Here is a 20,233-nt window from a genome sequence, read left to right on the forward strand (position 1 = left end):
GCGCCGGCGCGGGCGTGGCGTGGTTGTTGTATCTGCTAACACACCCCCCCCCCCCCCCCCGGGGGGGGGGGCGGCGGGGGGCCCCGCGACCCCGCCCGACGCGTCGGCCGCACTCACCGGCGCCTGGACCGGGGACCGCGGCACCGCCGACTCGGCCGCGCCGACCCCGCCGGGGGTGCGGGAACGGTTCGCCGAGCGGCACCGCGCCGGGCTGGACCTGGGGCGGGCGGGCCGCTGGGCGGAGGCGGTGGAAACCCACCGCGAGGTGGCCGCCGAGCGCGAGCGCACGCTGGGCGCCGACCACCCCGACACCCTCGCCAGCCGCTACGAGATCGCCTTCGCCCTCGGGATCCTGGGCCGCCTCGGCGGTGCGCTGCGCGAGTACGAGCGGGTCGCGGCGGGCCGTCGGCGCGTCCTGGGCCCCGACCATCCGGACACTCTCGCCGCCCGTCAGGAGACCGCGTTCACCCTGGGCCGCCTCGGCCGCTTCACCGAGGCCCAGGACGTCTACACCGCCGTGCTCGCCGCTCGCGAGCGGACCATCGGCGCCGACCACCCCGACACCCTGCGCTGCCGCCACAACCTCGCCTTCAACCTGGGCTGTCTGGGGCGGCGGGCGGAGGCGTACCGGATGGCGGAGCGAGTGGCCGCGGCCCGCGCCCGGGTGCTGGGCCCCGACCACCCCGACACGCTGGTCACCCGCTACGAGGTGGCGTGCGCCCTCGGCCGCCTCGACCGCTGGGGCGAGGCCCTGGGCATCTTCCGCGAGGTGGCCGCCGCCCGCGCCCGCACCCTCGGCCCCCACCACCCCGACACCCTCGCGGCCCGCTACGAGATCGGCGCCGGTCTGGGGCGGCTGGGCCGGGGCGAGGAGGCCCTCGCGGTCTACCGCGCCCTGGTCGAGGACCGGACCCGCGCTCAGGGCCCGGCCGATCCGGAGACCCTGCGCGCCCGGCACGGCCTCGGTGTCGGCCTGGGGCGGCTGGGCCGCTGGGAGGAGGCGCTCGCCGAGGCGCGGGAGGTCTGCGCCCTGCGCGAGCGCGCCCTGGGCCCGGACCACCCCGACACCCTGGTCAGCCGTCGCGAGGTGGCCGTCGCCCTGGGCTGGCTCGGCCGCTGGTCGGACGCGCTGTCCGGCTACCGCCGGGTGACCAGCGCCCGCGTGCGCGTCCTCGGGCCCGACCATCCCGACACCCTGGTCAGCCGCGGTGACGAGGCGCACTGCCTGGAGCGGCTGGGCCGCCGCGAAGAGACGGCCGAGGCGGCCGAGACAGCTGAGGCGGCCGAGACAGCTGAGGCGGCCGAGACAGCTGAGGCGGCCGAGACAGCTGAGGCGGCCGAGACAGCTGAGACGGCTGAGATGGCTGAGACGGCCGAAACGGCGGGGCGGCGGGCGCGGCAGAGGTGACCTCCGGTGGCCGAGGTGACCCCCGGGCGGCCTGGCCCCGGCGATCACCGCGTGCTAACCAGAGGGCATGTCTCACAGCGATGCGTACGACGTCGTTATCGTCGGCGGTGGTCACAACGGTCTGGTCGCCGCCGCGTACCTCGCCCGCGCCGGGCGGAGCGTGCTGGTGCTCGAGCGCCTCGGCCACACCGGTGGCGCCGCCGTGTCCACACGGCCCTTCGCCGGGGTGGACGCACGGCTGTCCCGCTACTCCTACCTGGTCAGCCTGTTGCCGCGGCGGATCGTCGACGACCTCGGACTGCGCTTCGCGGTGCGCAAGCGCGCGGTGTCCTCGTACACGCCCGACGTCCGGGGCGGGCGCCCCACCGGGCTGCTGGTGGACACCGCCGTCACGGGCAGGACGCGCGCCGCGTTCGAGCGGCTGACCGGGTCGGAGCGGGAGTACGCGTCCTGGGAGCGGTTCTACGGCATGACCCGGCACGTCGCCGAGCGGGTCTTCCCCACGCTGACCGAGCCGCTGCCCACCCGGGAGGAGCTGCGGACGCGGATCGGCGACGACGCGGCGTGGCAGGCGCTGTTCGAGCGGCCGCTGGGGGAGGCGATCGAGGCCGCGTTCGACGACGACCTCGTCCGGGGCGTGGTCCTCACCGACGCGCTCATCGGCACCTTCGCCCGGGCCCATGACCCCTCGCTGCGCCAGAACCGCTGCTTCCTCTACCACGTGATCGGCGGCGGCACCGGCGACTGGGATGTCCCCGTCGGCGGCATGGGCGCGCTCACCGACGCCCTCGCCGACGCCGCCCGCGCGGCGGGCGCGCGGATCGCGACCGGGCGCGAGGTCATGTCGATCGCCACCGACGGCACCTCGGCGGAGGTGCGGTACGAGGGCGAGGCGGGGGAGGGCACCGCCGCCGCCCGGTACGTACTCGTCGGGGCGGCACCGCGCGAACTGGCCCGGCTGCTGGGCGAGGAGCCGCCCGCCCCGCCCGCCGAAGGGGCGCAGCTCAAGGTGAACATGCTGCTGCGCAGGCTGCCCGCGCTGCGCGACCGCGAGGTGGACCCGCGCGAGGCGTTCTCCGGGACGTTCCACATCGCCGAGGGGTACGGCGCGCTGGAGGAGGCGTACCGCCAGGCGGCCGCGGGGGAGCTGCCGCACCGGCCGCCGTCGGAGATCTACTGCCACTCGCTGACCGACCCGTCGATCCTCGGCCCGGAGCTCGCCCGCGAGGGCTATCAGACCCTGACCCTGTTCGGACTGCACACCCCCGCCCGGCTGTTCACCGAGGACAACGACGCGGCGCGCACCGCGCTGCTGCGCGCCACCCTCGCGGAGCTGGACGCCCATCTCGCCGAGCCGATCACCGACTGTCTGGCCCAGGACGCCGACGGCCGGCCGTGCGTCGAGGCCAGGACGCCGCTGGATCTGGACGCCGACCTGCGGCTGCCCGGCGGCAACATCTTCCACCGGGACCTGGCCTTCCCGTACGCCCAGGAGGGCACGGGCCGCTGGGGCGTGGAGACGCGGCACGCCAATGTGCTGCTGTGCGGCGCGGGCGCGGTGCGCGGCGGCGGGGTGAGCGGAATCCCCGGGCACAACGCGGCCATGGCGGTGCTGGAGAAGTGACCCCCGGGAGCCCTCCGGACGGCCCGGGGCGCGGTTTTCTTGCTTCGAATCTGACGTAGCGTCAGAAAAACTCTTCCTTCGTCCGGCGCCCTGCGGCATCCTGCCGCTCATGCAGACGGAGTTGAGCACAAGGCTGGGTGTCGAGCACGCCGTCTTCGGCTTCACGCCGTTCCCCGCCGTGGCCGCGGCGATCAGCCGGGCCGGCGGTTTCGGCGTGCTCGGCGCGGTCCGCTACGGCGCGGGCGAGGAGCTGGCCCGCGACCTCGACTGGATGGAGGCGCACACCGACGGCAGACCGTACGGCCTGGACGTCGTCATGCCCGCGAAGAAGGTGGAGGGCGTCACGGAGGCCGATATCGAGGCGATGATCCCCGAGGGCCACCGCGCCTTCGTCCGGGAGACCCTCGCCAAGCACGGCGTCCCCGAGCTGGCCGAGGGCGAGGCGTCCGGCTGGCGGATCACCGGCTGGCTCGAGCAGGTGGCCCGCAGCCAGCTCGACGTGGCCTTCGACTACCCCGTGAAACTCCTGGCCAACGCCCTGGGCTCACCCCCGGCCGATGTCGTGGCCCGCGCCCATGACCACGGCATCCTCGTGGCCGCCCTCGCGGGCAGCGCCCGCCACGCCCTCCACCACAAGGAGGCGGGGCTCGACGTCATCGTCGCCCAGGGCTATGAGGCGGGCGGCCACACCGGTGAGATCGCCTCCATGGTGCTCACCCCCGAGGTGGTGCGGGCCGTGGACCCGCTGCCCGTGCTCGCCGCGGGCGGCATCGGCAGCGGCGAGCAGATCGCCGCCGGGCTGGCGCTGGGCGCCCAGGGCGTCTGGATCGGTTCCCTCTGGCTCACCACGGAGGAGGCCGAACTCCATTCGGCGGCCCTCATCCGCAAGCTGCTCGCGGCCGGATCCGGGGACACCGTGCGCTCCCGTGCCCTCACCGGCAAACCCGCCCGCCAGCTCCGCACCGAGTGGACCGACGCCTGGGAGGACCCGGACGGTCCGGGCCCGCTGCCCATGCCCCTCCAGGGGCTGCTGGTGGCCGAGGCCGTCTCACGCATCCAGAAGTACGAGGTGGAACCGCTGCTCGGGACGCCGGTCGGCCAGATCGTCGGCCGGATGGACTCCGTCCGCCCGGTGCAAGCGGTCTTCGACGAGCTGACCCGCGGCTTCGAGCGCGCCATCGACCGCGTCAACCGCATCGCCGGACGCGCCTGACCGCGCCCGCCCCGCACACCACCGCCCACCCGCGCACCCCCGTGCACCCCCGTCGATATTCCCCTGACCCCGCCGTCAGAAGGAGGACCGGACCGCCATGTCCCCTACACCCAACGGCTTCTGGGCCCAGGCCGCGCTCGAGCCCGACCGCACCGTGCTCATCGCCCCGGACGGCGAGGAGTGGACCGCCGGGCGGCTGCACAGCGCGTGCAACCGGCTCGTCGCCGGGCTGCGCGCCGCCGGGCTGCGCCGCGGCGACGCCCTGGCGGTCGTCCTGCCCAACGGGGTGGAGTTCTTCGTCGCCGCGCTCGCCGCCACCCAGGCCGGGCTCTATCTGGTGCCGGTCAACCACCATCTGGTCGGCCCCGAGATCGCCTGGATCGTCTCCGACTCCGGTGCCAAGGTGCTGATCGCCCATGAGCGCTACGGCGGGCAGGCGGCCGCCGCCGCCGACGAGGCGGGGCTGCCCGCGACCCACCGCTACGCCGTCGGCGCCATCGACGGCTTCCGCCCGTACGCCGAGCTCCTCGAGGGGCAGCCGGAGGAGCCGCCCGCCGAGCGCGAGCTGGGCTGGGTGATGAACTACACCTCCGGCACCACGGGCCGGCCGCGCGGAATCCGCCGTGCGCTGACCGGAAAGCTCCCCGAGGAGAGCCACCTCGGCGGCTTCCTGCGGTTCTTCGGCATCACCCCGCGCGACGAGGAGCCCGACCACGTCCATCTGGTGTGCTCACCGCTCTACCACACCGCCGTTCTGCAGTTCGCGAGCTCCTCGCTGCACATCGGCCATCCCCTGGTGCTCATGGACAAGTGGACGCCCCAGGAGATGCTGCGCCTGATCGACACCTACCGCTGTACCCACACCCATATGGTGCCGACCCAGTTCCACCGGCTGCTCGCCCTCCCCGACGAGGTCAAGCGGTCCTACGACGTCTCGTCGATGCGCCACGCCATCCACGGCGCCGCGCCCTGCCCCGACCACGTCAAGCGCGAGATGATCGACTGGTGGGGTGGCTGTGTCGAGGAGTACTACGCGGCCAGCGAGGGCGGCGGCGCCTTCGCCACCGCCGAGGACTGGCTGAAGAAGCCGGGGACCGTCGGCCGCCCCTGGCCGATCAGCGAGCTCGCCATCTTCGACGACGAGGGCAACCGGCTCCCGGCCGGTGAACTCGGCACCGTCTACATGAAGATGAGCACCGGGGGCTTCGCTTACCACAAGGACAAGTCCAAGACCGAGAAGAACCGCATCGGCGACTTCTTCACCGTCGGCGACCTCGGCCTGCTGGACGAGGACGGCTATCTCTACCTCCGCGACCGCAAGATCGACCTGATCATCTCCGGCGGGGTCAATATCTACCCCGCCGAGATCGAGGCCGCGCTGCTCACCCATCCGGCGGTGGCCGACGCCGCCGCCTTCGGGATCCCCCACGAGGACTGGGGAGAGCAGGTCATCGCGGTCGTGGAGCCCGCCGAGGGGCATGCGCCGGGCCCCGGGCTGGCCGAGGAGATCCTCGCCCACTGCACCACCCGGCTCGCGGGCTACAAATGCCCCAAGTCGGTGGAGTTCATCGCCGAGATGCCACGCGACCCCAATGGCAAGCTCTACAAGCGGCGGCTGCGCGAGCCGTACTGGGAGGGCGCGGTCGACGCGGGTCAGACCCCGCATTGAGGGTGAGGTTGGCCGTCACGGCCCGCCCGATCCGGCCATCTCGCCTACGGGGGCCGGTTCCGCTTCTCGCGGGACCGGCCCCGTGGCGTGCTCGCGGTGCGGCGCCCTATCGTTCCAGAACCCGCCCCGGCCGCCTGGACGATGGCGCGGGCCGCCCGTACCGCCGAGAGAGGATCCCCGCCCATGCGACCGCATCCGTCCCCGTGTCATGCGCTGATCGCCGTGCTGGCCGCCGCCGTGCTGGCCACCGGGGCCACCGCCGCCGTCGCCGCACCGGCCGGCCCGGCCCGTGTCCAGCACGGCACCCTGCGGCCGCTGGTCGACCTGTCCGCGCAGCGGGTGCTGGTGGCGGACGAGGTCGCCGCCGCGAAGTGGGGCACGGACAGCCCGATCGACGACCCGGCGCGGGAGCGGGAGGTGCTGGAGGCGGTGGCGCGGCAGGCCGAGGAGCTGGGCGCCGACCCGGTGGCCACATCGCGGATCTTCCGCGACCAGATCGAGGCCAGCAAGGTCGTCCAGCGCGGCCTCTACAGCCGCTGGGACGCCGACCCCGCGCAGGCGCCCACCGAACGCCCCGACCTCGGCCGGGTCCGGCTGGAGATCAACCGGATCAACGGCGAACTCGTGCGCGCCATCGCGGACTCGGCGGCCGTGCGCGAGTCCCCCTCCTGCGTGGGACACCTCACGGCCGGGGCCGCCGCCGTGGTCCACGGGCGGCATCTGGACCCGCTGCACACCGTGGCGCTGGGCCGCTCGCTGCCCTCGGTGTGCGAGCGCGGAGCGCCGTAAGGCGGCGGTCAGGGCAGGGGGCGGTCGTTGAGGACGCGCTGGAAGAGCAGATGGTCCCGCCAGGCGCCGGCGATGTGCAGATAGTCCGGCGCCATGCCGATCCGGGTGAATCCGCAGCCCAGCAGGACGCGCTGGGACGGGACGTTCTCCACCAGCGTGCTGGCCTCGATCCGGTGCAGTCCGAGCCCCTCATCGGCCGTCCGGCAGACGGACCGGACGGCCAGGGTGGCCAGCCCGCGGCCGAGGTGCCCGGCGTCGATCCAGTAGCCGAGATGGGCGTTGCGCCAGGGCCCGAGGACGATGTGGGACAGCGTGACCGTGCCCAGGATCCGCTCACCGCCGGCCAGCACCCAGGGCACCATCCGGCCGGACTCCCACTGCTCCAGCTGGTCGCGCAGCCGGGCGGCCTGGCCGTCGGCGGTGAGGAAGCTCTCGTCCCGCCGCGGGCTGGAGGGGCGCAGATGCTCATGGTTGCGCGTGAACGCGTCCGCGAGCGCCTGGGCGTCGTCCGCGACGGCGATCCGCATCGTGATCCCGTCGGCGAGAGGTACAGGAGGGAGGGCAACCGTTACGGGAGTCGTAGGAGTCACAGGCGGAAGGGGCACCCGGTCAGCCTAGGCGGTCTCGCTGAAGTCCGGGGCGGTTCGGTTGCGCCCCGAAGGGGCGCGGGGCTGTGTCGATGTGCGGCTCCGCCGCGTGGGCGCGACCAGCCACGACGCAGCCGCGGATGAACGACCGCTCCTCTCGCCACTTCCCGCGGAGCGCTTAGTCGGCACCGCGGTTCATCCGGGGTGCGAGGCGTCCTGGTCCGCTCCCTCCGCCACCGCCCGCGCCCAGCGGTAGTCCGCCTTGCCGCTGGGGGAGCGCTGGATGCGGTCGGTGAAGACGACCGTACGGGGGATCTTGTAGCCCGCGAGCCGTTCCCGGCAGTGGTCGCGGACCGCGTCGGCGGTGAGCCCGGTCGCCTCCGTACGGGGCTGGACGACGGCCGCGACGCGATGGCCCCAGCGGGTGTCCGGAACGCCCGCCACCAGCGCGTCGTACACATCCGGATGGGCCTTGAGGGCCTGTTCGACCTCCTCCGGATAGACCTTCTCGCCCCCGGTGTTGATGCACTGGGAACCGCGTCCGAGGACGGTGATCACACCGTTCTCGTCGACGGTCGCCATGTCGCCGAGCAGCACCCAGCGCTCCCCGTCCGCCTCGAAGAACGTCTCGGCGGTCTTCTTCGGGTCGTTGTAGTAGCCGAGCGGCACATGGCCGCGCTGGGCGATCCGGCCGGGCTCACCGGGCGCGACCGGGGCGAGGGTCGCAGGGTCCACCACCGTCGTCCGGGCGTTGACGCGCAGCCGGAAGCCCTTCTCGGGGCCGGAGTCGTCGGTGGCCGTGCCGTTGAACCCGGACTCCGAGGAGCCGAAGTTGTTCAGCAGCAGGGTGTGCGGGGAGAGCTCGGCGAACTGGGCGCGTACGGTCTCCGAGAGGATCGCGCCCGAGCTGCTGACGCTGAGCAGCGAGGAGAGGTCGGTACCCTTGAGGGGGCCGGTCAGGGCGTCCACCAGGGGCCGCAGCATCGCGTCGCCGACCAGCGAGGCCGCGGTGACCTTCTCCTTCTCGATGGTCCTCAGCACCTCCTCGGGCACGAACTTCCGGTGCAGCACCACCTTCTGACCGAAGTTGAACGCGATGAAGGCCGTAAGGGTGGAGGTTCCGTGCATCAGCGGCGGGGTGGGGAAGAAGACCAGCCCCTCGCCGCCCGCGGCCACCCGCTCCGCCAGCTCCTCCGGGCGCTCGACGGGCTGGCCGGTCGGGGCGCCGCCGCCCAGTCCGGAGAAGAAGAGGTCCTCCTGCCGCCAGACCACGCCCTTGGGCATCCCGGTGGTGCCGCCGGTGTAGATGATGAAGCGGTCGTCGGCGGACCGGGCCGGGAAGCCGCGCTCGGGCGACCCGGACGCCTCGGCGTCGGTGAACGCCACGGACGGACCGGGGTCGTCCCCGCTGCCGACCCGCACCAGATGGCGCAAGGTGCCGGCGTGGGGCAGCGCGGCGGCCACCCGTTCGCCGAACTCGGCGTCGTAGACCAGCGCGGCCAGCTCCGCGTCGCGGTAGAGGTAGACCAGCTCGTCCTCGACGTAGCGGTAGTTGACGTTCACCGGCACCGCCCGGATCTTCACACAGGCCAGCGCGGTCTGGAGGTACTCCACGCCGTTGCACAGATGCAGTCCGACATGCTCGCCCGGGGCGATACCGCTGTCCATCAGATGGTGGCCGAGCCGGTTGGCGGCCGCGTCCAGCTGGGCGTAGCTGAGCCGTCGTTCGGCCCCGGTGCCGGGCTGGTCGAGGTACACCAGCGCCTCTCTGTCGGGCACCGTGTCGACGATCGACTCGAACAGGTCGGCAAGGTTGTACTCCATGGCTCCTCCTGACCCCTCGATCCGGCGGCTCGGCGCTCATTAGAGCCGCGCCGGGATGAGGTGGGAAGGCCTGCGGAACAAGAAATCTGACTGAGCATCAGATTTCTCTTGAAGTCGGTCCCCGGCTGCTGCAACCTGTTCTAGGTCTCGAGACGGGAGGACGTCGTGACAAGCGGGACCGAACACCTCATCGCCGAGCGCGTCGGCGCGACCCTGGTTCTCACCTTGAACCGGCCCGAAGCCAGGAACGCGCTCTCGCTGCCGATGCTGGTCGGGCTGTACGACGGCTGGACCGAGGCCGACGAGGACGACGCCGTGCGCTCCGTGGTGCTCACCGGCGCCGGTGGGGCCTTCTGCGCGGGAATGGACCTCAAGGCGCTCGCGAGCGGCGGCCGGATGGACGGACAGCATGTCCGCGACCGCCTCGCGGCCGACCCCGATCTGCACTGGAAGGCGATGCTCCGCCACCATCGGCCGCGCAAGCCGGTGATCGCCGCCGTCGAGGGCCCCTGTGTCGCGGGCGGCACCGAGATCCTCCAGGGCACCGACATCCGGGTCGCGGGCCGCGGCGCCACCTTCGGGCTCTTCGAGGTCCGGCGCGGACTGTTCCCCATCGGCGGCTCCACCGTACGGCTGGCCCGCCAACTGCCCCGTACCCACGCCCTGGAGATGCTGCTCACCGGGCGCCCCTACCCGGCCGAGGAGGCGGCGCGGATCGGGCTGATCGGCCATGTCGTCCCGGACGGCACGGCGCTGGAGAAGGCCCTGGAGCTCGCCGAGCTGATCAACGCCAACGGTCCGCTCGCCGTCGAGGCGGTCAAGGCGTCGGTCTACGAGACCGCCGAGATGACCGAGACCGACGGTCTGAAGTCCGAACTCGAGCGCGGCTGGCCCATCTTCGACACCGCCGACGCCAAGGAGGGCTCGAAAGCCTTCGCGGAGAAACGGCCGCCGGTCTACCGCCGGGCGTGACCCCCACACCTCAGGCCCGCCGCATCCACCCCGCGGCCGCGCGGAAGGAGACGCACCCCCATGACCCCGGCTCCCTCACCCGAAGTGCTCCAGGCGCCTCTGGTCGTCGAGTTCCCGTTCACCCGCTCCCTCGGCCCGGTCCAGAGCGCCTTCCTCACCGGACTGCGCGAACGTACTGTGCTGGGCGTGCGCACCACCGACGGCCGGGTGCTGGTGCCGCCCGTCGAATACGACCCGGTCACCGCAGACGAGCTGGCCGACCTCGTCGAGGTCGCCCCCACCGGCACCGTCACCACCTGGGCCTGGAACCCCTCGCCGCGCCGCGGCCAGCCCCTGCGCACCCCCTTCGCCTGGGTGCTGGTGCGGCTGGACGGCGCGGACACCGCCCTCCTCCACGCCCTCGACGCACCCGGCCCCGACGCCGTGCGCACCGGGATGCGGGTGCGGATCCGCTGGGCCGGGGAGCGCGAGGGCGCCATCACCGACATCGCCTGCTTCGAACCGTACGACGGCGCCGAGGGCGGCGAAGCCGTGCCGCACACGGGTACGTTCACCGACCCCGTCAGCGGCATCGTGGCCCCCGCCCGCCTCGACTACACCTACGCGCCCGGCCGCGCCCAGTCGCGCTATCTGAAGGCCCTCGCGGGCCGCACCACCTACGGGGAGCGCTGCCCGTCCTGCCGCAAGGTGTACGTCCCGCCCCGGGGCGCCTGCCCCACCTGCGGCGTCGCCACCGAAGAGCAGGTGGAGGTCGGCCCGCGCGGCACGGTCACCACCTTCTGCATCGTCAACATCAAGGCCCGCAACCTCGACATCGAGGTGCCCTACGTGTACGCCCACATCGCCCTGGACGGCGCCGATCTGGCCCTCCACGCGCGCATCGGCGGCATCCCCTACGACGAGGTGCGCATGGGGCTGCGCGTGGAGCCCGTATGGAGCGAGGACGGCCGCTACCCCGACCACTACCGCCCCACCGGCGAACCCGACGCCGACTACGACACCTACAAGGAGATGTTGTAGATGCGAGAGGTGGCCATCGTCGCCTTCGGCCAGAGCGACCACCGGCGCGACACCGCGGAGATCTCCGAGGTCGAGATGTTGATGCCGGTCCTCCACCAGGTGCTCGACGCCGTCGGACTCCGGGCGGGCGAGATCGACTTCACCTGCTCCGGCTCCTGCGACTATCTGGCAGGCCGCGCCTTCTCCTTCACCATGGCCCTCGACGGCGTCGGCGCCTGGCCGCCCATCTCGGAGTCCCATGTGGAGATGGACGGCGCCTGGGCGCTGTACGAGGCATGGACGCGGCTGCTGACGGGCGAGGCCGAGACCGCGCTCGTCTACTCCTACGGCAAGTCCTCGCCCGGCGATCTGCGGGAGGTCCTCACCCGCCAGCTCGACCCGTACTACGTGGCGCCCCTGTGGCCGGACTCGGTCGCCCTCGCCGCCCTCCAGGCCCAGGCGCTGCTCGACGCGGAGGAAGCGGAGGGCGGCGAAGACACAGGGGGCACCGTCGCCGACGAGCGGGCGCTGGCCGGGGTCGCGGCGCGCAGCCGGACCGCCGCCGAGGACAACCCCCATGCCCAGCTGGCCGGTTCGCCGCCGCCCGAGGCCCTTCTGGACGAGCCGTATCTGGTACGGCCGCTGCGGCGCCACGACTGCCCCCCGGTCGGCGACGGCGCGGCCGCCGTCGTGCTCGCCGCCGGGGACACCGCGCGCCGGCTCTGCCGCCGCCCCGCCTGGATCCGTGGCATGGACCACCGGACGGAGGCGCACGGCCTCGGCGTACGGGACCTCACCCGCTCCCCGTCCAGTCGGCTCGCCGCCGAGCGCGCGGGCGCCTTCGAGGCCCCCGTCGACCTCGCCGAGCTGCATGCGCCGTTCACCTCACAGGAGCTGATCCTCCGCCGTGCGCTGCGGCTGGGGGAGGACGTACGCGTCAATCCGTCCGGCGGGGCGCTGGCCGCCAACCCCATGATGGCCGCCGGGCTGATCCGCCTCGGCGAGGCCGCCGCCGCCATCCACCGCGGCGCCGCCGACCGGGCCGTCGCCCACGCCACCTCGGGCCCTTGTCTCCAGCAGAACCTGGTGGCCGTCCTGGAAGGGGATGCCTCGTGACGAAGGAGCCGGTGGCCGTCGTCGGGATCGGCCAGACCAAGCACACCGCCGCACGCCGGGACGTCTCCATCGCCGGGCTGGTCCGGGAGGCCGCCGTACGGGCCCTGGAGGACGCCCAGTTGACCTGGTCGGACATCGACGCCGTCGTCATCGGCAAGGCCCCCGACTTCTTCGAGGGCGTGATGATGCCCGAGCTGTACCTCGCCGACGCGCTCGGCGCGGTCGGCAAGCCGATGCTGCGCGTGCACACCGCGGGCTCGGTCGGCGGCTCCACCGCGCTGGTGGCCGCGGGCCTGGTCGCCGCCCGTGTCCACCGAACCGTCCTCACCCTCGCCTTCGAGAAGCAGTCGGAGTCCAACGCCATGTGGGGGCTGTCCCTGCCCATCCCCTTCCAGCAGCCGCTGCTGGCCGGGGCGGGCGGCTTCTTCGCCCCACACGTCCGGGCGTACATGCGGCGCACCGGCGCGCCCTCCGGCATCGGCGCCCTCGTGGCCTACAAGGACCGCCGCAACGCCCTGCGCAACCCCTACGCGCATCTCCACGAGCACGATCTGACGCTGGACCAGGTGCGGTCGTCCCCGATGCTGTGGGACCCCATCCGCTACTCCGAGACCTGCCCCTCCTCGGACGGCGCCTGCGCCATGGTGCTCACCGACCGCGCCGGCGCGGACCGCGCCCCGTATCCGCCCGCCTGGATGCACGGCGGCGCCATGCGCAGCGAGCCGACCCTCTTCGCGGGGAAGGACTTCGTCTCGCCGAGGGCCGGCCGGGACTGCGCGGCCGATGTCTACCGCCAGGCCGGGATCACCGACCCGCGCCGGGAGATCGACGCGGTGGAGATGTATGTGCCCTTCAGCTGGTACGAACCCATGTGGCTGGAGAACCTGGGCTTCGCGGACGAGGGGGAGGGCTGGAAGCTCACCGAGTCGGGGGTGACCGAGCTCGACGGCGAACTTCCGGTCAATCCCTCGGGCGGGGTGCTGTCCACCAACCCCATCGGGGCGTCCGGCATGCTGCGGTTCGCCGAGGCCGCGCTCCAGGTGCGCGGGCGGGCGGGCGAACACCAGGTCGACGGCGCCCGTAAGGCACTCGGCCACGCCTATGGGGGAGGCTCGCAGTTCTTCTCGATGTGGGTGGTCGCGGACACGTCACCCGCCGGGTGAGTCTCCTGCTCACTCCTCCTTTCGTGGCCTGTGCGGCACCGGCCACGATCGCTAGGGTGGGGCGCGGACGACGATGCGGGAGGATGAGCTGACGTGGCCGATACCACCACCACCGAACAGCCACTGGCAGGAAGCGGCGAGAAGCCCGAACTCGACCTCTCGGGCGCCCAATGGCAGTCGAGCAGCCAGGGCGTGGGCGATGTGGAGATCGCCTTCATCGAGGGATTCATCGCGATGCGCCACGGCCGCCGCCCCGAGGGCCCGGCGCTGATCTTCACCCCGGCCGAGTGGCGCGCCTTCGTCCTCGGCGCGCGTGAGGGCGAGTTCGACCTCACCTGAACCGGGGAGGCTGATCGGGGCGGGCGGATCCGGCCGGACCGGATGGCCCGCCCCGTAGTGTGTTATCGGCCAGCATCAGAACGCCGGGCGGCCTGATGGCGCCTCATATCGCGGGGCAGGTCCTCCGGGTCCGGTTCCCATGAGTTCATCGCGGCTTCACGACACCCTCACACCTCATGCCGAAACGTGAACGTGACTCACGGTAACACTGGCAGGTCGCATGGGGTCTCCATGGGTGGGAACAGAATCGTCCACGCTCTATGCAGCCCTGGCCCCGGGAGGTAGTTTTCCCTCCCACCTCCCCGTTGCGCGGGGCGGAAAGTCGGCTGAAAAGGGGGGTGTCGTGCGCGAATTCAGTCTCCCTCATATGGTGGAACCGCTGCGCGCGGGCGGGCTCGCGGACTCGGTGTACGAACTGGCGGACCGCGAACCGGACAGGCTCCAGCTCGCCCGGCGCGACGCCGCCGACCGCGGCCAGTGGACTCCGGTGACCGCCGCGGCCTTCCGGGACGAGGTCCTGGCGCTGGCGAAGGGCCTGCTGGCCGAGGGAGTGCGGTTCGGGGACCGGGTGGCCCTGATGGCCCGGACACGCTACGAGTGGACGCTGTTCAGCTATGCCCTGTGGTCCGTCGGCGCCCAGGTGGTGACCGTCTACCCCACCTCCTCGGCGGAGCAGGTGGGCTGGATCCTGGCCCAGACGCGGGCCGTGGCCGTGGTGGTGGAGGGCGAGGACGACGCCATGACGGTCGGCGCCGTCTGCGACACCCTTCCCGCGCTGCGCTCGATCTGGCAGATGGACCAGGGCTGCGTCACGGAACTGTGGCGGCGCGGCGCCGGGGTCCACGACGAACTGGTCACCGAGCGGCGCTGGCTCGTCGAACCGCGCTCTACGGCGGTCATCTGCTACACCTCGGGCACCACCGGACAGCCCCTGGGATGCATGATCACCCACGCCAATCTCGCCGCCGAGTGCGACACCCTGTTCGCCGGCTGGAGCGGGCTCTTCGCCGAGCCCGGGCAGCGGCCCGCCATCCTGGCCTTCCTCCCGCTGGCGCACATCTACGGACTGATGGTCCAAGTGCTCTGTGTGCGGAGCGGCATCCTCATGGGGCACGAGCCCGAGCTCAGCCCGTCCTCGCTGCTGCCGTCCCTCCAGTCCTTCCATCCGACCTGCGTCTTCGCGGTGCCCTACATCTTCGAGCGGATCCTCGGAGCCGCCCGGACCGCCGCCCAGGACGCGGGCAAGGGCTCCCTCTTCGAGCGGGCCATGGACACGGCGGTGCGCTACGCCGCGGCGGTCGAGCAGCAGACACAGGGCGCGGGGAAGCGGCCGGGCCCCGGGCTCAGAGCCGCCCACGCCGTCTTCGACCACATGGTCTACCGGCGGCTGAGAGCCGTCCTGGGCGGCCGGGTGCGCTACGCGGTCACCGGCGGCTCACCGTTCAGCCGGGAGCTGGGGCTGATGTTCGCCGGCGCCGGGATCACCGTCTACAACGGCTACGGCCTTACCGAGACCACCGCCGCCGTCACCGCGCAGCCGCCCGGCCGCCCCCGGCACGGCACCGTGGGCCGCCCGATGCCGGGCACAGCGGTGCGCATCGCGCCGGACGGCGAGGTGTGGGTGCGCGGCGGCACCGTCTTCGCGGGCTATGTGGACGATCCCAAGGCCACCGGGACCGCGCTGCGCGACGGCTGGCTGCACACCGGAGACGTCGGATTCCTCGACGGTGAGGGCTATCTGACGATCACCGGCCGTAAGAAGGACATCATCATCACCAGCGGCGGCAAGAGCGTCTCCCCGCTGCTGCTGGAGGAGCGGCTGCGGGCGCATCCGCTGATCTCGCAGTGCGTCCTGGTGGGCGACAACCGCCCCTTCGTCGGGGCGCTGATCACCCTGGACGCCGAGATGCTGAGGCGCTGGCACCAGGTGGTCGGCGCGCGGCTCCCGGTCGGCCGGGAGCACGCGTCGGCGAACAAGGCGCTGCACGCGGAGATCCAGCAGGCCATCTCCACGGCGAACCTCTCGGTGTCCAGGGCGGAGTCGATCAGGGCCTTCCGTATCCTCCCGAAGGAATTCACCGTGGCGGACGGGCTGTTGACGCCCTCGCTCAAACTGCGGCGCGACGCGGTCTACAAGCTCTGCGCCGCGCAGATCGAGCAGCTCTACGCGAACTGAGCGATCGAGCGGCCTACGCCAACTGAGCGCCGGTCAGCTGGGCCCAGGGCCGCTGCCGCCCCCCGCTGACCGCCTCGGTGCCCTGCTCGTCGTACCGGGCCGTACGCAGCGACCAGCCCAGATTGCCCGTCATCACATGCCGCATGCCGTCCACATAGCGCGCCACGGCCCGGTGGGTGTCCGGGTCGGCTCCCGCCTCGGCGAGCAGCGCGGGCAGCTCGGCCGCCGTCTCCTCGAACCAGCCGTACCGGGCATTGGCCAGGTCGGCGATATGGCGTACCGCGTCCTCCAGTTCACCACCCGCGCGCTCCCACTGGACGATGACGCTGTTGTGGACGTCGCCGACGGCCAGCTCCTTGTCCAGGGAGGCGATGTCATTGGTGAAGACCACCACATCGTCCGTAGCCTCCCGCATCCGTTCCAGCGGGAAGCCGCCGTGCAGCGCGGACGGCAGGGTGTAGCCGCCGAACGGCTCGTTCAGATCGAGACAGGGCTGTACGCCTATCGAGTGGCGCCGCAGGGCCAGCACGTCCTCCACCGTGCGCGGCGCTTCCGCGCCGCCGGCCCCGGGCAGGGCGCCGGTCCGCTCCAGCGCCTCGCGGTGGTAGGAGTGCAGGTATTCCAGCCAGTGGTGGCGGAAGCGGTCCCGCCACACCTGAGGCCGCGCGGAGTTGATGCGGCGCCACAGGTCGCGGAAGCTCTCCAGCAGCGGCCCGTCGTCGTCGCCCGCCCTGCCGTGCGCCAGGTCCTCGTCGGTGATCCGAATGACGTCCGCCACCAGCCGCGCCACCGCCTGCGGACGGCTGCCCAGCTCCCCGTCGAACTGATCGTCGAAGACGAAGTACCAGCCCACGAGGTCACTGCCCAGGTTCAGGTCGGCGCCGGTCGCCCGGGGGTAGAACAGGCCCGCCAGCACGTCGAAGCGGAGCGCGTCGTACTCCGCGACGGACGCGCGGTCCTGGAAGACGCCGAACCGCGAGAGCCATTGGATGGTGTGGCTCCTGGCCGCCTCGGTGCCGGGACTGAGGTCCGCGGAGGCCGGAAAGCCGAACAGGGCCGCCCGGCGCAGCAGTGCCGTCCGACGGGCGTGTGGTCGCGCAGCGTGCGTGTGCATGATCGTGTCCGCCCCCTTCGTCGTTCGGGCAACCCGAGCCCGCATATACCACAGGCGAAAGCGGTATCTGGCCAACCCGTTGAATCCGGTCATCCTCGCGTGCGGAACGTGGCATCGATAGAGGAGACGGTGAATTGGCGTGTGCCACTGGCAATGCCCGGCGGAAATCCCCCCATGGGGGAGCTACGCAGCGTGCCATCCGCGCTACGCTCGGCGTCACCTGCCGGAGGGGAAGCAACGTGGCGGAGTACATGAGCCAAGCGGAGTACATGAGCCAACAGGACCGGACGCGTCGGACACTGCTGGAGCGGGACCGGGAGCTGCGCGCGGTGGACGCCGCGCTGACCGAACTGTGCGGTACGGATCCCGCCGACCGGGCCGAGACCCGCGGCGGCGGAGTGATCGCCTTCGAGGGGCCCGGCGGCGTCGGCAAGACCGCGCTGCTCGGCGAGGCGCGCCGTAGGGCCGCCGCCCGCGGCTGCACTGTGCTCCGGGCCCGCGGCGGCGAGCACGAACAGGGCGCGGCCTTCCATGTGGTGCGCCAGCTCTTCCAGCCGGTGCTCGCGGAGACCGGCGAGGACGAGCACCGCAGGATCCTCGGCGGCTGGTACGAGATCGTCGCGCCCGCGGTCGGCCTGGTGGTCTCGGGCCACGGCGGCGCACCCGATCCGCAGGGCGTCCGTGACGGCCTCGACTGGCTGGTGACCCGCTTCGCCGTGGAGCACGCCCCGGTCGTCATGATCCTCGACGATGTCCACTGGGCCGACCCCGAATCGCTGGACTGGCTGACCCGGTTCGCCCCGCGCACCGCCGACCTGCCCCTGCTGCTCGCCGTCGGCTACCGTCCGGAGGATCTGACCGCCGACGTCGCCGCGATAAGGACCCTGGTCGAGCGCCAGGGATCACGGCCCCATGTGCTGTCGCCGCTCACCCCGGGCGGAGTCGGCAGGATCGTCCGTGAGGTCCTCGGGGACCACGCCGACGAGGCGTTCTGCCGCGAGTGCTGGGCGATGACCGGCGGCAACCCCTGGGAGGTCACCGAGCTCACCGCCAAGATCCGCGACCGTCGGCTGAAACCGCAGTCGGAGAACCTGCCCGCGCTGCGCGAGCTGGTCTCCTCGGCCAAGGACAGCGGGCTCAACGACCGGCTGACCCGCCTCGGCACCGCCGCCGTCCGCCTCGCCTGGGCCGTCGCCGTGCTCGGCATCGAGGCCACCCCGGCGCTGACCGCCAATGTCGCCGGGCTCAGCGAGACCGAGGCCACCGACATGGTGACCCGGCTCGTCGACGCGCGGATCCTGGCCCCGCCGCGCCCCGGGAACGGCACCCGGCCCCTGGAGTACCTCCACCCGCTCATCGCCACCGCTGTCTACCAGGCCATCCCCGGTGCCCTGCGGGTGGCCATGCACGGTCAGGCCGCCACCGTGGTGCTCGGCGCGGGCCTCGGCTCCGCGGCCGCCGGCCGGCATCTGCTGGAGATGCACCCCGAGGGCGACCCGTGGGTGGTGCGCCATCTGCGGGCGGCCGCCCGGGAGTATCTGCGCGCCGGAGCCCCCGACGCCGGGCGCCGCTGTCTGGCCCGTGCCCTGCGCGAACCACCCGCCCTGGAGGAGCGCGCCGCCGTGCTGTACGAGCTCGGCTGCGCCGCCCAGCTCACCGAGCCCGACGTCACCGTCAACCATCTGCGCGCCGCGCTGGAGGAGCCCGCGCTCGGCCCCGAGCTGCGCGAGGCGATCAGCTACCGGCTCGCCCAGGCGTACGGCCACAGCGGCCGGATGGAGGAGGCCGCCCAGGTCTTCGCCGACGAGGTCGGGCGGGCCACCAGCGCCCGCACCCGGCTGCGGATGCAGACCGAGCAGCTGATGTGGAACATGTTCCGCGCCGACGAGAAGGAGTCGCCCGCCCGCTCCCGGCGGCTCGCCCGGCTCGCGGACCACCTCACCGGCCGCGGCATGGCCGAGCGCTATCTGATGGGGCTGCGCGCCTGGGACGCGATGACGCGCGGAGAGCCGGTCGCCACCGCCCTGCACTACGCGGAAGAGGCCCTCGGCGACGGCCTCAGCTGGACCGATGACGACTGGGGCTTCGAGGTGCCCATCCTGGTCGCCCTGGTCTTCCTCCACTGCGACCAGCCCGGACGCGCCGAGGAGCTGTTCAACAAGGGCATCGCCGAATGTGAGCGCAAGGGCTGGCGCGGCTCCCACCTGGCCTTCGGCTTCACCCTCCTCGGCTATGCCCGGCTGCGCCGCGGCGCCCTCGGCGAGGCGGAGGAGCTGGCCCGTGAGGGGATGCGGATCGCCGATCTGGTGGGCTCCTCGACACCCGCCCACTGGACCGCGGTCGGCACCCTCATCGGAACGCTGATCTGCCGGGGCCGGGTCCAGGAGGCGCAGGAGTTCGCGGCCCGGCACCGCGGCGAGACCCTGCCGCAGGCCACACTCTGCCCCGATGTCCCGGCGGTCCGCGGCGAGCTGCTCCTGGCCGCCAGTCTCCATCGCGAGGCCCGGAGCCAGCTCACCGAGGTCGGCCGCCGCATGGACGGGCGCGGTATGCGCAACCCCGCCTGGTGCCCCTGGCAGCTCCACCTCGCCCAGGCCCTCGCGCTGACCGATCCCCGGCAGGCCGCCGAGGTCGCCGACGACGCGGTGCGCCGCGCCCGTCAGTTCGGCACCCACTCCGCCATCGGCAAGGCGCTGCACGCCGCCGCCACCGTCACCCAGGGGCCGGACCGGATCAAGCTGCTGGCCGAGGCCGTCAGCCATCTGATGCGGTCACCGGCCGCGTACGATCTGGCAGTCGCGCTGGTCGACCACGGCGCCGCGCTGCGCCGCATCGGCCTGCCCCAGGAGGCCGGCGACCGGCTCTACCGCGGTCTGGAGGGAGCGGTGCGCTGCGGTGCCGACGCGCTCGCGGCCCGGGCCCGCGACGAGCTGTCCGCGGCCGGGCTCCGCCCCATGCAACTGCGTGTCGATCACACCAGCCCGCTGACCTCGCAGGAGCAGGCCGTCGCCGAGCGGGCCGCCGAGGGCTGGTCGGACGACCGGATCGGTGAGGCCACGGGTCTCGAGGAGCGCGAGGTCGCCCGGCTGCTGTCCGACGTCTACCGTAAGGTCGGCACCGACCGGGCCGGGCTGGCGAAGCGGCTGATCACCCCCACGGTCGGCCTTCCCCAGCGCCCGGCGCCCGACCCCGGATAAGGGGTGCGGCCCGGCCGCTCCCCGGCACGGTAACCGGCGTGCG

Annotated in this window: 14 protein-coding genes and 1 pseudogene; 12 read left to right on the plus strand and 3 right to left on the minus strand. The window is 72.9% G+C overall.

Annotated elements, in window-relative coordinates; translation table 11 throughout:
* The 5 genes and pseudogenes from ACFXB5_RS33285 to ACFXB5_RS33305 form a co-directional block, all read left to right on the plus strand.
* Positions 1-1,261 (plus strand): annotated as a pseudogene (locus ACFXB5_RS33285) (tetratricopeptide repeat protein); the annotation flags it as partial.
* A 214-nt stretch (positions 1,262-1,475) separates the two neighbouring features.
* On the plus strand, positions 1,476-3,032 hold the full coding sequence (locus ACFXB5_RS33290) for a phytoene desaturase family protein (RefSeq protein ID WP_385214928.1): 1,557 nt from the start codon (positions 1,476-1,478) through the stop codon (positions 3,030-3,032).
* Positions 3,033-3,141: 109 nt separating this feature from the next.
* Positions 3,142-4,245 carry a nitronate monooxygenase family protein gene (locus ACFXB5_RS33295; RefSeq protein ID WP_201855802.1) on the plus strand — a complete coding sequence of 368 codons (1,104 nt, stop codon included), beginning with the start codon at positions 3,142-3,144 and terminating at the stop codon, positions 4,243-4,245.
* Between the two features lie 97 nt (positions 4,246-4,342).
* Positions 4,343-5,914 carry an acyl-CoA synthetase gene (locus ACFXB5_RS33300; RefSeq protein ID WP_385214931.1) on the plus strand — a complete coding sequence of 524 codons (1,572 nt, stop codon included), beginning with the start codon at positions 4,343-4,345 and terminating at the stop codon, positions 5,912-5,914.
* Between the two features lie 183 nt (positions 5,915-6,097).
* Positions 6,098-6,703: a chorismate mutase gene (locus tag ACFXB5_RS33305; RefSeq protein WP_385214934.1), complete on the plus strand. Its 606-nt coding sequence runs from the start codon at positions 6,098-6,100 to the stop codon at positions 6,701-6,703.
* 8 nt (positions 6,704-6,711) lie between these two features.
* Here ACFXB5_RS33305 and ACFXB5_RS33310 read toward each other — a convergent pair whose 3' ends face one another.
* Both ACFXB5_RS33310 and ACFXB5_RS33315 read right to left on the minus strand, forming a co-directional pair.
* Positions 6,712-7,230, minus strand: coding sequence for a GNAT family N-acetyltransferase (locus ACFXB5_RS33310; protein WP_385214937.1), 519 nt, complete (start codon positions 7,228-7,230; stop codon positions 6,712-6,714).
* 255 nt (positions 7,231-7,485) lie between these two features.
* The gene (locus ACFXB5_RS33315) at positions 7,486-9,114 is read right to left on the minus strand and encodes an acyl-CoA synthetase (RefSeq protein ID WP_385214939.1); all 1,629 of its coding nucleotides are present in this window, start codon (positions 9,112-9,114) and stop codon (positions 7,486-7,488) included.
* 165 nt (positions 9,115-9,279) lie between these two features.
* Between ACFXB5_RS33315 and ACFXB5_RS33320 the strand changes: the two genes are divergently transcribed.
* The 6 genes from ACFXB5_RS33320 (at position 9,280) to ACFXB5_RS33345 (ending at position 15,879) form a co-directional block, all read left to right on the plus strand.
* Positions 9,280-10,086, plus strand: a complete 807-nt coding sequence (locus tag ACFXB5_RS33320; protein ID WP_201855806.1) for a crotonase/enoyl-CoA hydratase family protein — start codon at positions 9,280-9,282, stop codon at positions 10,084-10,086.
* Between the two features lie 60 nt (positions 10,087-10,146).
* Complete coding sequence (locus ACFXB5_RS33325) at positions 10,147-11,106, plus strand: Zn-ribbon domain-containing OB-fold protein (protein ID WP_385214941.1); 960 nt, start codon at positions 10,147-10,149, stop codon at positions 11,104-11,106.
* Positions 11,107-12,201: a thiolase domain-containing protein gene (locus tag ACFXB5_RS33330; RefSeq protein WP_385214944.1), complete on the plus strand. Its 1,095-nt coding sequence runs from the start codon at positions 11,107-11,109 to the stop codon at positions 12,199-12,201.
* Complete coding sequence (locus ACFXB5_RS33335) at positions 12,198-13,364, plus strand: thiolase domain-containing protein (protein WP_020873529.1); 1,167 nt, start codon at positions 12,198-12,200, stop codon at positions 13,362-13,364. The genes ACFXB5_RS33330 and ACFXB5_RS33335 overlap by 4 nt, the downstream gene beginning before the upstream one ends.
* Before the next feature lie 93 nt (positions 13,365-13,457).
* Positions 13,458-13,703, plus strand: coding sequence for a DUF397 domain-containing protein (locus ACFXB5_RS33340; RefSeq protein WP_385214947.1), 246 nt, complete (start codon positions 13,458-13,460; stop codon positions 13,701-13,703).
* 343 nt (positions 13,704-14,046) lie between these two features.
* On the plus strand, positions 14,047-15,879 hold the full coding sequence (locus tag ACFXB5_RS33345; protein ID WP_385214950.1) for an AMP-dependent synthetase/ligase: 1,833 nt from the start codon (positions 14,047-14,049) through the stop codon (positions 15,877-15,879).
* Positions 15,880-15,892: 13 nt separating this feature from the next.
* Here ACFXB5_RS33345 and ACFXB5_RS33350 read toward each other — a convergent pair whose 3' ends face one another.
* Positions 15,893-16,993 (minus strand): isoafricanol synthase, encoded by a 1,101-nt coding sequence (locus ACFXB5_RS33350; RefSeq protein WP_385214952.1) that lies wholly within the window; start codon positions 16,991-16,993, stop codon positions 15,893-15,895.
* Positions 16,994-17,262: 269 nt separating this feature from the next.
* Between ACFXB5_RS33350 and ACFXB5_RS33355 the strand changes: the two genes are divergently transcribed.
* Positions 17,263-20,190, plus strand: a complete 2,928-nt coding sequence (locus tag ACFXB5_RS33355; protein ID WP_385214973.1) for an ATP-binding protein — start codon at positions 17,263-17,265, stop codon at positions 20,188-20,190.
* Positions 20,191-20,233 lie beyond the last annotated feature (43 nt).

The sequence above is a fragment of the Streptomyces sp. NPDC059455 genome (assembly GCF_042750115.1).
Taxonomy (GTDB): domain Bacteria; phylum Actinomycetota; class Actinomycetes; order Streptomycetales; family Streptomycetaceae; genus Streptomyces; species Streptomyces endocoffeicus.